Origin of the sequence: Bradyrhizobium lablabi, assembly GCF_018131005.1 — a bacterium.
Classification (GTDB): domain Bacteria; phylum Pseudomonadota; class Alphaproteobacteria; order Rhizobiales; family Xanthobacteraceae; genus Bradyrhizobium; species Bradyrhizobium lablabi_D.
In genome coordinates this window covers 48,635-60,857 of the sequence record NZ_JAFCJK010000008.1, presented here as the reverse complement: position 1 = coordinate 60,857, position 12,223 = coordinate 48,635, and the positions used below count along the sequence as shown (strand labels likewise).

The window sequence follows — 12,223 nt, the reverse complement described above, 5'->3', positions numbered from 1 at the left end:
ACAGACGTGGCGCGCCAATCTCGGGGGTCGTCGCACCCGCTTTTTGCTTGGCCCTCCTACACTGGGGGATGCGCGCATCAGGCTGCGCGCCGAACTCGGGAGGATAAGTGAATTCCTGGAGGGCGTGCACGCCGTGGTGCGACACCGGTTCTGATCTGAATCCAGTTTGTGCTGTGAGCAGGAGCGCCCATCGGTCGTGTCACGCTCCCTTCACAGCGCTCCGCTCCAAACGCCGATGCGGACAATTGTAGGCATTCTTACACCTGCGGTGAAAGTTTTTCAGCAACTCTCGGAATCTCTCCGCGACGTTGATTCTCGGTTCTTCTCAACCTAGACTATTCTTCCCAAAAGGCACTGCTCATACGCTTTTCAATTTTCAGGGAGATTGGCCATGAGTATTAAATTGGCTTGTGTTCTCGCCGCATTATCTTCCCTCGCATGCGCCGCCTCCGCTGATGCTGAAAGCCTTATGCCTCGTGGGCCGAGAGACGAGTCGGCAAAAAAGATCGTCTCTGACCTGGTCGCCCAGCAGAGAAAACTGTTGCCAAAAATCGTTGGCGGTACCGATGCAAAGCCCGGAGAATTTCCTCATCAAATCGGTTTTCTGGCCAAAGATGACAACGGCCATCAGCCGGGCATCAATCGCTTTTTTTGCGCGGGTTCCATCATTTCCAATCAATGGGTTCTTACCGCGGCCCATTGCGTGGTGGGCATGGTCGCTTTCAAGGAGCTCATCGCTGTAGGCGCGGGAAGCATAGACCTCAACAAACTCGAGGAATTTGATATCGACGAGATCTGGGTACACCCAAGGTATAGTGACGCAACGCACGATTACGACTTCGCGTTGGTCAAAATTCGCGCGTCCTTTCCGGATCGAGAAATCCCTGTGGTCACCCGATCCGATAATCAATTCATCAACGAAGGCGATGTCGCGACCATCACCGGATGGGGCGCGGTAGAACCAAACGGACAGGTTCAGCAGTTCCTGAGGAAGGCTGACGTCAAAATCATTAGCCGCTCGGACTGCAACGATGCGAACTCGTATGACGGAAAGGTCACCGCAAGAATGATTTGCCTCGGCGTGCAGGGCGGAGGAAAGGATGCGTGCGCGGGAGACAGTGGCGGGCCGGCACTTGCCCGAGGGCAAGGCGGTACCCGCGTTCTATTCGCAGATACCAGTTGGGGAGAGGGCTGCGCCGCGCCCGAAAAATATGGCGTGTACGGCAGAATAATTTCGGTGCGGGCGTGGCTGGATTTGGTGACCAACGGAGAAATTGCACGTCTCGACCGAGAAAGACGGATTCCATGATGCCTCGGGCCGTGGTCCGGTGCTTCGTTGCAAGTTGGCAAGACCTGATCGACACTAGCAAGTGTTGTTGCGACAGCGATTCTATTTTGCCCGAATGCCCCATATCGTCGTTGCGAGCCAACAGTTCGCCATGACATAACATTGCCGAGGACGCCGCCTGCGTCACGACGGAGAACTTCATGTGCCAGCTTTGCGCCGCCGCCCTCCCGCAGATGTCGCGCCGCCGCTTCATGATCGCTGCGGGCGGCGCCGCCGCGAGCTTCGCCTTCGGGCCCCCGGCTTTCGCAAAAGAAACAAAGCCGCCGCCAAAGCCGCAAAACGTGCTGTCGCCGGATGCGGCGCTGAACCGCCTGATGAAAGGCAATGCCCGCTATATCGAGGGCTTGGCGCGGCGGCATGATTTCAAGCACGAACGCGAGGCACTGGCAGGCGGTCAAAATCCTTTTGCCGGTATCCTGAGCTGCGCGGACTCGCGCATCGCGCCGGAATATGCCTTCGACAGCGGCCGCGGCGACCTGTTCGTCTGTCGCGTCGCCGGCAATTTCGCGAGCGACGAGACTGTCGCGAGCCTCGAATATGCGGCCTCCGTGCTCAACACGCCGCTGTTCATGGTGCTCGGCCACGGCAGTTGCGGCGCGGTCGACGCCACCATCAAATCGCTGAAGGACAACACCACCCTGCCCGGACATCTGCCCTCGCTGGTCAGCGCAATCGCACCAGCGGTGAAAGCAACCGAAGGCAAGCCTGGTGACCGGCTCGCGAACGCGATCCGGCAGAACGTCATCGACAACGTCGCCAAGCTCAAATCGGCGACACCGATCCTCAGCGCGGCGGTCGATCAAGGCAAGCTCAAGATCATCGGCGGCATCTACCGCCTCGGCGATGGCAAGGTCGAATTGGTCGGGTGAGCTCTATCGTCACCGTCATTGCGAGGAGCTCGCGACAAAATTGCAAAGCAATTTTGCGTTGAACGGAAGCGTGGGTTGCTTCGCTTCGCTCGCAATGACGGAGGACTATCACGTAAATGTCGCCTCGACCTTCCCGAGCCCTTCGAGTTCCATCACGACGGCGTCGCCGGCCTTCAGCCAGACTGTCTTGACGAGGCTGCCCGTCAGCACGATCTGCCTGGCGTGCAAGGCCCTGCCCTCGGCCGCAAGATGATTGGCAAGCCAGGCCAACGCGTTGTGAGGGTGGCCGAGCACGTCGGCGCCGGAGCCGCAGCCCTCCTCCTTGCCGTTGACGATGGCGCGGCCGGTCACGCCAAGCAGGTCGGGCGCCGTGATGCGCGGCACTGCCTCGCCCAGCACGCAGCCTGCCGCAAAGAAATCGTCGGCGACGAGCGTCGGCGCGCCCAGTGTCTCCCATTTGACATAGCGGTCGTCGACAATCTCGATTGCGGGATGATAGGCCTCGATCGCCTCGGCGACCCATTCGGCGGTGAACGGCGCCTCGCTGGCTGCAAGGTCGCGCGCGAGCCGCACCGCGATCTCGCACTCGACGCCGACATGAACGTAGTCGGCGGCCGGAAGCCGCACGCCGCTGTCATGTACGACCTTCTCGAACACGCCACCGCCGCAGGGATGCTGGATATTGAGATATTCCTGCATGACCGGGCTGGTGCAGCCGATCTTGTAGCCGACAAGACTGCCGAGCTGGGACTGCAGCAGATCGTGCAGCGCGCGTTGCACGCGGTAACCCTCGGCCTCGTCGCGCGGCACGATGTCTTTGGTCAGCGCCTTCAGCGGCGCCCGGCTGCGGCGGGCGCTGGCGATCGCCTTTGCGGCGGCGAGGATTCTGTCCATCGGCGCACCCTTCCTTCCGTTCTGCCTGCCCACAGCAATTCAGCACTCGGGGCCGAGGCTGGCAAGTATGCCAGTCGACAGACGCCGTCAGGTCCGCGGCCGCAACAAGGCGGCAGGCGACACGTGCTTGCGGGGCAGGTTGGGGTCGGGTCTCACCACGAGTTGCGTTGCGGAAAGAGCCCCACCCGCCTTGCTTCTATCGAAGCAAGGCGACCGCTCCGGCAAGCGGAGAGGTGAAGGGAGTTTGCGGAGACGCCGGTTCAACGAAACATCATGACGCTTCAGCGCCGTCCGAGCGCCAGCCGGATCGCGATTTCGACCGGTGCGCAGGCCCCGTCAGCGCGTTCGGGCCGGAAACCCCACGGGCGAAGCCGAGTTTGGGTCAAACGCGAAAAGCATGCCGTGGGTGATCCAGTCGGCGTTACCTCGCTGAGCGGACCTCAACGAGACCAGTCACACCTCCCCGACGGACCAACAGGCGATTTCGCAAGCGTCGTCGCCAGACTGCGGCTGATCGTGTCGGCCGCCCGGCGTCTCGTTACAAGTGAAATGCTTTCGGCCGAAGATGAAATAGTTCTGAAAAGATTCATGTGCACATCATAGGCGCCTTCGAGACCGAGGCGCTGGGATCCTGACCGAACTACTCCGCTTCGTTTGGAACCATACGAGAATCTCGAATATGCAGGTCTGTCTTAAGTGAGCAGCTGATGTGGCTGCGATTGTGGGGGATTTATGCGTGGCTCCGCAGTCGTTCGGCGTCGCTTCCAGCTTGTCCTTATCAAGCCATCACACTATGGCGATGACGGCTACGTGATCAGGTGGTGGCGTTCGATCATCCCGTCGAATTCGCTCGCCAGCCTCTACGGCATCGCAGCCGACAGCGCCGCGCGCAGGGTATTGGGTGAGGATGTCGATATCGACATCGAGGCGATCGATGAATTCAACACGCGTGTCGATATTCCCGAGCTCTTGCGGAAATTCGCAAAGAACAAAAATGTCGGTCTCGTAGCTCTGGTCGGGGTGCAGTCCAATCAGTACCCTCGCGCCCTGGATATCGCTTCCAGGTTTCGTGAGGCTAATATTCCCGTTGCCATCGGTGGATTTCACGTCTCCGGCTGTCTGTCGATGCTTGATGGAAAAGCCGTCGGACTGGATGCCTGCCGCGAGATGGGAGTTTCAATCTTCGCCGGCGAAGCGGAGGGACGCTTCGATATGTTACTGCAAGACGCGGCCGCTGGTCGCCTGCAACCGATCTACAACTATCTAAAGGACCTGCCGGGTATCGAGCAAACCCCTGTGCCGCTTCTGCCTCTCCTGAATGTGGAGCGGACACTCGGGGTGAGCACCAGCTTTGATGCCGGGCGCGGTTGCCCTTATCAGTGCTCGTTCTGCACCATCATAAATGTACAGGGGCGTAAATCTCGTTTTCGCTCACCGGAAGACATTGAGTCGATTGTACGTGCAAACTGGGCCCAGGGTATCAGTCGATTTTTTATTACCGACGACAACTTTACGCGGAACAAGAATTGGGAAGCCATTCTCGATCGGCTGGTCTGGCTTCGGGAAGCTCAGGGCATTCCGTTGGGGTTGATGATTCAGGTCGATACACTGTGCCATAAGGTCCCGAACTTCATCGAGAAGTGCAAACGCGCCGGGGTAACCCGGGTGTTCATCGGGCTTGAGAATATTAATCCTGACAACTTGTTGAACGCCAAGAAACGACAAAACAAGATCACCGAGTATCGCAAGATGCTGTTGGCCTGGAAGGACCAGGGCATCATAACGTTCGCAGGCTATATTCTTGGCTTTCCAGGCGACACGCCTCACTCTATCCGAAAGGATATTGCCATTCTCAAGCGCGAATTGCCTCTCGACATCGTCGAATTCTTTTGCCTCACACCATTGCCCGGCTCGGAGGATCATCAGGGTTTATGGAAATCCGGCGTCGCGATGGATCCTGATCTTAATAACTACGACCTCGAACACGTCTGCACGGCGCATCCTCGAATGTCGACGAGCGAATGGGCGGGCATCTATAACGAAGCGTGGTCGACCTACTACTCGCCGGACCACATGGAAGTATTGCTACGACGCGCCGGCGCTTCCGGCATTAAAATGAGCAGTTTGGTCAAGATCCTCTATCAATTCTCGACCATGCATACGTTAGAAGGCGTCCACCCGCTCCAAAGTGGTGTATTTCGGCTTCGTCACCCTGATGAGCGGCGGCCTGGGCTGGAGCGGGAAAATTTCCTGTTCTTCAGGGTCCGGTTGGCTGCAAATCTGATCCGAAAGACGTGGTTCGGACTCTCGACGCTGACAAGTCTCAGCGTGGCGGCCATCCGCGTCAGCTATGATCCCAGGCGTCTAGATTACACTGACGAGGCGATGGCTCGCGCGACCGATGATGATGACATCAACCTCGACCTTCTGAACCAGACGCCGGCTGCGAAAGAAGCGGCCGCTCACCAGAAGAGGATCCTCGAGCTGACGCGCGGAAACGCATGAAGACCGAGGCACTGCCATGTGTTCTTAGATCGCCTTTGACCGCGAAGAAGCCCTCGCCGCCATCAGCCCGGGCCCTCTGATAGGGGCGTTAGGGCCTCTGAGGGATCAGATTTTCTATTGCCCAGCCTGACATCGAAATTGGTCGATGTCGCTTGGTGGCGCTTCCATCTGCGCCGTGGTGGCTGTGGACAGCGGAATATTTTGCTACCCGCGGACCAATTAGCGGCTGCGGGTCGCAAATTGCTCCAACCGACTCGCGCTTAAGGTAAAGCGCAATCGACTCATTCGAAAAGTGACGACACACACGCGCAAGGAGCAACGTGTGGCGGCCGGTGGCCACTATTCGTCGCGATAGACCTTCTCGCGCTTCTCGTGACGTTCCTGCGCCTCCACCGACAGCGTTGCGATCGGGCGGGCTTCGAGCCGCTTCAGCGAGATCGGCTCGCCGGTCTCTTCACAATAGCCGTAGGTGTTGTCTTCGATACGCTGGAGCGCGGCGTCGATCTTGGAGATCAGCTTGCGCTGGCGGTCGCGGGCACGGAGCTCGATCGCACGGTCTGTTTCCGAGGACGCGCGGTCGGCCAAGTCTGGATGATTGACGTTCTCCTCCTGCAACGTCTGCAGCGTGATCTTCGATTCGCGGAGAATTTCGTCCTTCCAGGCCAGCAGCTTGGCGCGGAAATAATCGCGCTGCCGCTCGTTCATGAAAGGCTCTTTTTCAGTCGGCCGGTAGTTCTTCAGCTTTTCCAAAGGCAGCCATGTCCCTGTGAATCGGAGGAAAATGCCCCTCCGCGCGGCGCGTTATATAGCCATGATATGTGACAGACAATATCTGGACCCACGAAAGGCGGGCTACCCCCAAGGCCTTGCGCAAGCGAGGCTATCCGCCGGCCGCCGCGATCGGAGACGATCGGCCCCAAGACGGAACTTATCGGCTTGGTAGTAGCAAGATACCTCAGTTCCTTGGCCACCCGCCGGTCGGCGTGGCCGAATCGCATGGACGGAACTGACCGTCCGGCAGCGCAAGGAGGGCCTTAATAGCGCCCGACCTTGGCGAGTTCGACTTCAACGCGCAGTTCGATCTCACCGAGCACCGCATCGAGGCCAGGATCGCCGGACGATTCCTTCAGGCCCGCGGCTGCGCTGCGCAGCCGGCTCACCGTGGACGAGTCGAAACTGCCGGAGAGCAATCCGAGCTTGAGATCGTCGAGCACGTCGAGCGCACCCCTGCCGCGGGCGACCGAGCGCCTGCGGCGTTCGGTCGGGTCCTCCACGCCCTGCAGCGCGAGCAGCGCATCAAGACTGGCCGCGGCCTTCGGCGCAGCCGTAGAGCGGACCTCATCCGGAACGGATGTCGCCTCCGGTAGCGAGAAGCCGGTCGACGCGGTGCGGCGCGTGCTGCTGGTGGGCGAGCCAAGCGTGGTGCCGTTCGGTCCGTAGATTCGCATGGGGTGTCTCGCAGGCCTGACTGCTGCGAGCTTGGCCGCCCGATGGTTAACGGCCCGTAAACGACCCGGCAATTTCTGCCGCCGCACGGCAGTTTCGCGCGGGCTGCCAAACCGGAGCAAAACGACGAACCGACAATTTCGATAAACATATCAACTGATTGCATTCGCGCCACAGCGTGGCACGGCGCTCGCATGGTTAATGGCGGATCGCCGTCATGGGAGTGTCGTGCGACCCGCCTGTAAGTTCGAGGGGAGCACTGGGATGCCCGGCATCCGTACGGCAAGACTACTCCGGATAGCTTGCGCCGCGCTGTCCGCGCTGGCGTTCGCGGTCATGCCTGCGGGCGCGACGTCCCGGATCAAGGATCTCGCCAACATCGAGGGCGTGCGCCAAAACCAACTGATCGGCTACGGCCTCGTGGTCGGCCTGAACGGCACCGGCGATACACTCAACAACATCCCCTTCACCAAGCAGTCGTTGCAGGCGATGCTCGAGCGCATGGGCGTCAACATCCGCGGCGCCACCATTCGCACCGGCAACGTCGCCGCGGTCATGGTCACCGGCAATCTGCCCGCATTCGGCACCCAGGGGACGCGGATGGACGTCACCGTCTCCGCGCTTGGCGATGCCAAGAATCTGCAGGGCGGCACGCTGCTCGTCACCCCCCTGCTCGGCGCCGACGGCAACGTCTATGCGGTGGCGCAGGGATCGGTGGCAGTGGCGGGATTCGCAGCCGAGGGCGCCGCTGCCAGCATCGTCCGCGGCGTACCGACCGTCGGCCGCATCGCCAATGGCGCCATCATCGAGCGCGAGATCGAGTTTGCGCTCAATCGCCTGCCCAACGTGCGGCTGGCGCTGCGCAACGCCGACTTCACCACCGCCAAGCGCATCGCGGCCGCGGTTAACGATTTCCTCGGGGTGAAGACGGCCGAACCGATCGACCCTTCCACCGTGCAGCTCTCGATCCCCGCGGAGTTCAAGGGCAATGTCGTCGCCTTTCTGACCGAGATCGAGCAGTTGCAGGTCGATCCCGATCTCGCGGCCAAAATCGTGATCGACGAACGGTCCGGCGTCATCGTGATGGGCCGCGACGTCCGCGTCGCCACCGTTGCCGTCGCCCAAGGCAACCTCACCGTCTCGATCGCCGAAACCCCGCAGGTCAGCCAGCCCAACCCACTGTCGTCCGGCCGAACGGTTGTGACGCCGCGCACGAGTGTCGGCGTCAGCGAGGACGGCAAGAAGTTCGCGGTCGTCAAGAGCGGCGTCTCGCTACAGCAGCTCGTCGACGGTCTGAACGGCCTCGGCATCGGACCGCGTGATCTCATCAGCATCCTGCAGGCGATCAAGGCGGCCGGCGCGATCCAGGCCGACATCGAGGTGATGTGATGGACAGCATGATCAACTCCGCTGGCATGCCGAACAAGGCGGTGATGCCGCTGTTCAACGGCCGTCCCGACCCGCTGCTCCAGGATGCGCTGAAGAAGGTGTCGCCGGAAGTACAGGCCAAGGCGAAGTCGACGGCGACCGACTTCGAGGCGATGTTCCTGAACTCGATGTTCTCGCAAATGACGAGCGGCCTGAAGGGCGAAGGCCCGTTCGGCGACACGCCCGGCACCGGTGCGTGGCGATCCATGCTCACCGACCAATATTCGAAAAACTTCGCCAAGGCAGGCGGCGTCGGCATTTCCAACGAAGTGTTCCGCACGCTGATCCTGCAGCAAGCGAACCGCGCCAGTTGAATGCCTGACGGAGAAGCGTGAGATGAACCAGCGTCCCCAGCAGCGGCCAACGACCGCCCCCGCCCCACGCCCCGCGGCGTCGACGCCTCCGGAGATTCGCAAGCTCGCGGAAGAGCTCATCGAGGTGATGAGCGCGCTGCTTGGCATCATCGAGCACGAGACCGAATTGGTGCGCGCGGGGAAGGTGCGCGAGGGAATGCAGCTCGAGGGACGGAAATCCGAACTGTCGCGCCGCTACATGGTCGTGGTGGAAAATCTGAAGGCCGCGCACAAGATGCTGTCGCAGACATCTCCAGAACTGCTGGAGACGTTGCGCCGTCATCACGACACGTTCCGCGCCATGCTTCAGGTCAATCTGACCGTGCTGGCCACGGCCCACGCCGTCTCGGAGGGCATTGTGCGTGGTGTCAACACCGAGATCCAGCGCCGCAACATCCCGAATACGTATACGGCAACCGGACAGCGCGCGGCGCCGGGCCCGCGCAACATGACGCCGCTCGCCGTCAGCCGCTCGCTCTGAGTGTGCGGTTAGCTGCAATTTTCATCAATTCGGCGCAAGCGCGTCAGCGCGGTGTTCAGCGCGTTCCCTAACAGCATATTGAGAGGTGGTCCCTATAGTTGCGGATCGTGAGGGGTTGGGGTTTGACTCAAGCAAAGCTAGTGCCTGCGCACTAGGAGGCTGCCATGAGTACGGACTTCAACATCAAACCGGTGGGGGCACCGGTTGCAGCGCCGATGGTTTCTCCCGCGAGCGAAACGGCGCAGAAGGCGGTTGCGACCGAACTGCCGGCAAGCCAGAGCGTCACCGCTCCGGAGCCGAGCGTGCGCGTGACAATCGATCCGAATGCCGTCAACGCGTCGGCGGCAAATCAGGCTGCGTCGGTGTCGAACCAGGTAATCATCGACCGCGACGCGGCCTCGATCGTCTACCGGGTTGTGGACAATCGCACCAGCCAGGTGATGAAGCAGTTTCCGGAAGAGGCGGTGTTGCGCCGCCGCGCCTATTTCCATGCGCTCGACCTGAGCAAGGAGGCGCCGACGCGCCTGCGCGCAACCGACCGCCGCGTTTGAACCGGGAAAAGCTGCGCGGTCAGCTCGACTGCTTGGCGTAGGCCTGGTCGAGATAGGTTGCACCCGTCGCCGGATCGCTGACGATGTTCTTGATCAACGCGGTGCCCTGATTGACCAGCGTGAACTTGGTATCGCCGATCCGGAACCCGTTATCCTTGATCAGCACGTCCTGATACTTGCTGGTGCCGTCGCTCTGGTAATGAACCTTGGCGCGAAAGCCCGAGACGTTCGAGACCGTGATCTTGAAGGTCTTGTTGTTGGCATATTTCCCGCTCCAGGTGCCCTGATAGAGGTCCGGGTCAACCGCGACATAAGGAGTCTTGGACGGAACGGTCAGACCGACCGCCTTGTAGTTGGCCGACAAGATGCTCATCAGGTCAGCCATCGTGACGATGCTCCGTCGGGAATACGCGGATCAGCCGCGGCCGGACAAGCCGGCGGCGAGATTGCAGTTGATGTCGATCAGCGATTTCAGCTTCGCCGGATCCGGATTGAGCTGCATGTCGACGGTCTGCTTCATTACGAACACGCCGATATTGGCGATGTTCTGGCGGACCTCGAGCGGCTGCGGATTCTCGTCGGTCTGCGCGGCGCTCATGAAGATCGACCACAGGCGGCGATTGAACAGCAGCGCGTTCTCCATCGCCTTGCCGGGACCAGTCCAGTTGGTCTGGACTTCCTGCAGCTGCCGGGCAGCCTTCAAGAGCGCCTGCGCTTCGATTTCACGTGGAGACGCCGTCGTGGTGGACGTGCGTGCGTAGGCCTGGGCTGCATTCGACATTCAATAGACCTCGATCAGAGCGGATTTTCTTGCACCGCGGGACTTCAAAATAGCTTCGCATGATGGTACGCGCCGCGCCTTTAAATATGGTTAGCAGCCGTTACCGATTGCGCCTTTGATGCGGCAAGACCCGACGCAGCGCGCAGTTCACAGGCCAAGAAAAACGGCGGGGTTTTCCCCGCCGTTTCGGAGCCAATGGTGGCGGCGTTTAGCGGAGCAACTGAAGCACGCTCTGCTGGCTCTGGTTGGCGAGCGCCAACGCAGACACCGCGATCGACTGGCGGGTCGACAGCGCCTGGCTGTTGGCCGCTTCCTCGTTGGTGTCGGCGAGCGTCAGGTTGGACGAGCCGGTCTGCAGCACGTTGATCAGGTTCTTGGAGAAGTCCTGGCGAATCTGCACCACCGACAGGTTTGAACCCAGCGCGGAGGCTTCCGACCGCAGCGTGCTCGACGCATTGCTCAGCTTCGAGATGATGCTGTTGGCCGAGGTGCTGTCGAGGAAGTCGGTCGCTGCCGTCAGCGAGCCGAGGCCGAGGCCTGCGGCATCGAAGGTGACGCCCTGAACGTTCAGGGTCGACTTACCGGTCTCGTTGAACACCAGCTTGAGGTTGTCGCCGTTCAAGAGGTTGACGCCGTTGAAGGACGCATCCTGCGCGGTCGTGGTGATCTGCTGGATCACGACGTTGTACTGACTGACCAGGTTGGCGCGGGTGGCCTGCGAGGTCGGGTCGGCCACAGCGGCATTCACCGTACCGACGGTGGCGGTGGCCGCCGAGATGTCGACGCCTTCACCGGTCGGCGCATTCCCCGTCTTGGTGATGGTCTGGCTCGCCGCGTCGTTGGTCGAGGTGAACGTCAGCGTATCAGCCGTCGAGGACAGCGAGGCGGTCACGGCAACGCCGTTGGACGCCAGCACGCTGTTCAACTGGTCGAGCGTCTTGACGGTCGCGGTCCCGCTGCCGGTCGAGAAGGTCGAGCCGATGGTCACCGCCAGCGAGCCGGTCGCCGTCTTGAAGGTCAGGACGGCGCCGCCGAGCTTGCCGGCATTGAGGTCGGTCGCGACCGTGGTGCCGGTGCCGGTCCCGGTACCGGTAACGTCGACATTGGCCTTGCTCGAGTAGCCCACGGGACTCTGCAGCACCTGGTTTGCGATCGACTTCGCGGTGTCGACAAGCTTCTGCAGCGAAGTGATGCCGGTGTTGGCGGCCTGCAGGATCTGCACGCCGTTGCCGATTCCGTCGAGCAGGTTGTTGATGTCGCTGGCACGATTGTCCAGCGATTGCGCGGTGAAGAAGTTGGTTGGATTGTCGAGCGCCGTGTTCACCTTCTTGCCAGTGGCAAGGCGGTTCTGCGTTGTGGAGAGCAGATCGGCGGTTGACTGCAGGGAGAGGAGGTTCTGACGGACGGAAGCGGAGAGAACGATATCAGACATTTTCATACCTTTCTGGTGTGAAACTGAGGGAATGAACCGCTCCAATCCTTTCTGATCGGGCGGACGGCCGATCCTCGCGGCGACGCCCGAAGAAAAAACCAATCTACGAGAAGGCGTTTAATTCAAATGCGAGAG

Annotated in this window: 13 protein-coding genes; 7 read left to right on the top strand and 6 right to left on the bottom strand. The window is 60.9% G+C overall.

Translation table 11 applies throughout. The annotated features are described in order from the left end of the window. The first annotated feature begins 391 nt into the window (after window positions 1-391). Both JQ553_RS23855 and JQ553_RS23850 read left to right on the top strand, forming a co-directional pair. Window positions 392-1,309, top strand: coding sequence for a serine protease (locus tag JQ553_RS23855; protein WP_212502473.1), 918 nt, complete (start codon window positions 392-394; stop codon window positions 1,307-1,309). A 179-nt stretch (window positions 1,310-1,488) separates the two neighbouring features. Then, window positions 1,489-2,217, top strand: coding sequence for a carbonic anhydrase (locus JQ553_RS23850; protein WP_212502472.1), 729 nt, complete (start codon window positions 1,489-1,491; stop codon window positions 2,215-2,217). A 108-nt stretch (window positions 2,218-2,325) separates the two neighbouring features. Here JQ553_RS23850 and JQ553_RS23845 read toward each other — a convergent pair whose 3' ends face one another. Then, window positions 2,326-3,111, bottom strand: a complete 786-nt coding sequence (locus JQ553_RS23845) for a 2-keto-4-pentenoate hydratase (RefSeq protein WP_212502471.1) — start codon at window positions 3,109-3,111, stop codon at window positions 2,326-2,328. Between the two features lie 732 nt (window positions 3,112-3,843). Between JQ553_RS23845 and JQ553_RS23840 the strand changes: the two genes are divergently transcribed. Continuing rightward, window positions 3,844-5,616, top strand: coding sequence for a radical SAM protein (locus tag JQ553_RS23840; protein WP_212502470.1), 1,773 nt, complete (start codon window positions 3,844-3,846; stop codon window positions 5,614-5,616). A gap of 339 nt (window positions 5,617-5,955) precedes the next feature. On the opposite strand, the gene dksA is transcribed toward JQ553_RS23840, so the two are convergent. Beyond that, complete coding sequence (dksA, locus tag JQ553_RS23835; RefSeq protein WP_171707889.1) at window positions 5,956-6,321, bottom strand: RNA polymerase-binding protein DksA; 366 nt, start codon at window positions 6,319-6,321, stop codon at window positions 5,956-5,958. Window positions 6,322-6,650: 329 nt separating this feature from the next. Next, window positions 6,651-7,064, bottom strand: a complete 414-nt coding sequence (locus tag JQ553_RS23830) for a flagellar assembly protein FliX (RefSeq protein ID WP_212502469.1) — start codon at window positions 7,062-7,064, stop codon at window positions 6,651-6,653. A 262-nt stretch (window positions 7,065-7,326) separates the two neighbouring features. On the opposite strand from JQ553_RS23830, the gene JQ553_RS23825 reads away from it, so the two are divergent. From JQ553_RS23825 to JQ553_RS23810, 4 genes are all read left to right on the top strand, one after another. After that, window positions 7,327-8,451, top strand: coding sequence for a flagellar basal body P-ring protein FlgI (locus JQ553_RS23825; protein WP_212502468.1), 1,125 nt, complete (start codon window positions 7,327-7,329; stop codon window positions 8,449-8,451). Then, window positions 8,451-8,804, top strand: a complete 354-nt coding sequence (flgJ, locus tag JQ553_RS23820; protein ID WP_212502467.1) for a flagellar assembly peptidoglycan hydrolase FlgJ — start codon at window positions 8,451-8,453, stop codon at window positions 8,802-8,804. Before JQ553_RS23825 ends, flgJ begins: the two co-directional genes overlap by 1 nt. Window positions 8,805-8,826: 22 nt before the next feature. Next, window positions 8,827-9,324, top strand: coding sequence for a hypothetical protein (locus tag JQ553_RS23815; RefSeq protein ID WP_212502466.1), 498 nt, complete (start codon window positions 8,827-8,829; stop codon window positions 9,322-9,324). Window positions 9,325-9,488: 164 nt separating this feature from the next. After that, the gene (locus tag JQ553_RS23810; protein WP_212502465.1) at window positions 9,489-9,875 is read left to right on the top strand and encodes a hypothetical protein; all 387 of its coding nucleotides are present in this window, start codon (window positions 9,489-9,491) and stop codon (window positions 9,873-9,875) included. A 19-nt stretch (window positions 9,876-9,894) separates the two neighbouring features. On the opposite strand, the gene JQ553_RS23805 is transcribed toward JQ553_RS23810, so the two are convergent. The 3 genes from JQ553_RS23805 to JQ553_RS23795 form a co-directional block, all read right to left on the bottom strand. After that, window positions 9,895-10,260 carry a hypothetical protein gene (locus JQ553_RS23805; RefSeq protein ID WP_212502464.1) on the bottom strand — a complete coding sequence of 122 codons (366 nt, stop codon included), beginning with the start codon at window positions 10,258-10,260 and terminating at the stop codon, window positions 9,895-9,897. Between the two features lie 30 nt (window positions 10,261-10,290). Further along, the gene (flaF, locus tag JQ553_RS23800) at window positions 10,291-10,656 is read right to left on the bottom strand and encodes a flagellar biosynthesis regulator FlaF (RefSeq protein WP_212502463.1); all 366 of its coding nucleotides are present in this window, start codon (window positions 10,654-10,656) and stop codon (window positions 10,291-10,293) included. Between the two features lie 208 nt (window positions 10,657-10,864). Further along, window positions 10,865-12,088: a flagellin gene (locus JQ553_RS23795; protein ID WP_212502462.1), complete on the bottom strand. Its 1,224-nt coding sequence runs from the start codon at window positions 12,086-12,088 to the stop codon at window positions 10,865-10,867. Window positions 12,089-12,223: the final 135 nt, after the last annotated feature.

What these genes read in the sequence shown, in the direction of transcription:
- JQ553_RS23825 (WP_212502468.1), top strand. Translation starts at nt 7,327, where the DNA reads ATGCCCGGCATCCGTACGGCAAGACTACTCCGGATAGCTTGCGCCGCG.
- JQ553_RS23830 (WP_212502469.1), bottom strand. Translation starts at nt 7,064, where the DNA reads ATGCGAATCTACGGACCGAACGGCACCACGCTTGGCTCGCCCACCAGC.
- JQ553_RS23855 (WP_212502473.1), top strand. Translation starts at nt 392, where the DNA reads ATGAGTATTAAATTGGCTTGTGTTCTCGCCGCATTATCTTCCCTCGCA.
- JQ553_RS23850 (WP_212502472.1), top strand. Translation starts at nt 1,489, where the DNA reads ATGTGCCAGCTTTGCGCCGCCGCCCTCCCGCAGATGTCGCGCCGCCGC.
- JQ553_RS23810 (WP_212502465.1), top strand. Translation starts at nt 9,489, where the DNA reads ATGAGTACGGACTTCAACATCAAACCGGTGGGGGCACCGGTTGCAGCG.
- JQ553_RS23795 (WP_212502462.1), bottom strand. Translation starts at nt 12,088, where the DNA reads ATGTCTGATATCGTTCTCTCCGCTTCCGTCCGTCAGAACCTCCTCTCC.
- flaF (WP_212502463.1), bottom strand. Translation starts at nt 10,656, where the DNA reads ATGTCGAATGCAGCCCAGGCCTACGCACGCACGTCCACCACGACGGCG.
- flgJ (WP_212502467.1), top strand. Translation starts at nt 8,451, where the DNA reads ATGGACAGCATGATCAACTCCGCTGGCATGCCGAACAAGGCGGTGATG.
- JQ553_RS23815 (WP_212502466.1), top strand. Translation starts at nt 8,827, where the DNA reads ATGAACCAGCGTCCCCAGCAGCGGCCAACGACCGCCCCCGCCCCACGC.
- JQ553_RS23805 (WP_212502464.1), bottom strand. Translation starts at nt 10,260, where the DNA reads ATGGCTGACCTGATGAGCATCTTGTCGGCCAACTACAAGGCGGTCGGT.
- JQ553_RS23840 (WP_212502470.1), top strand. Translation starts at nt 3,844, where the DNA reads ATGCGTGGCTCCGCAGTCGTTCGGCGTCGCTTCCAGCTTGTCCTTATC.
- dksA (WP_171707889.1), bottom strand. Translation starts at nt 6,321, where the DNA reads ATGAACGAGCGGCAGCGCGATTATTTCCGCGCCAAGCTGCTGGCCTGG.
- JQ553_RS23845 (WP_212502471.1), bottom strand. Translation starts at nt 3,111, where the DNA reads ATGGACAGAATCCTCGCCGCCGCAAAGGCGATCGCCAGCGCCCGCCGC.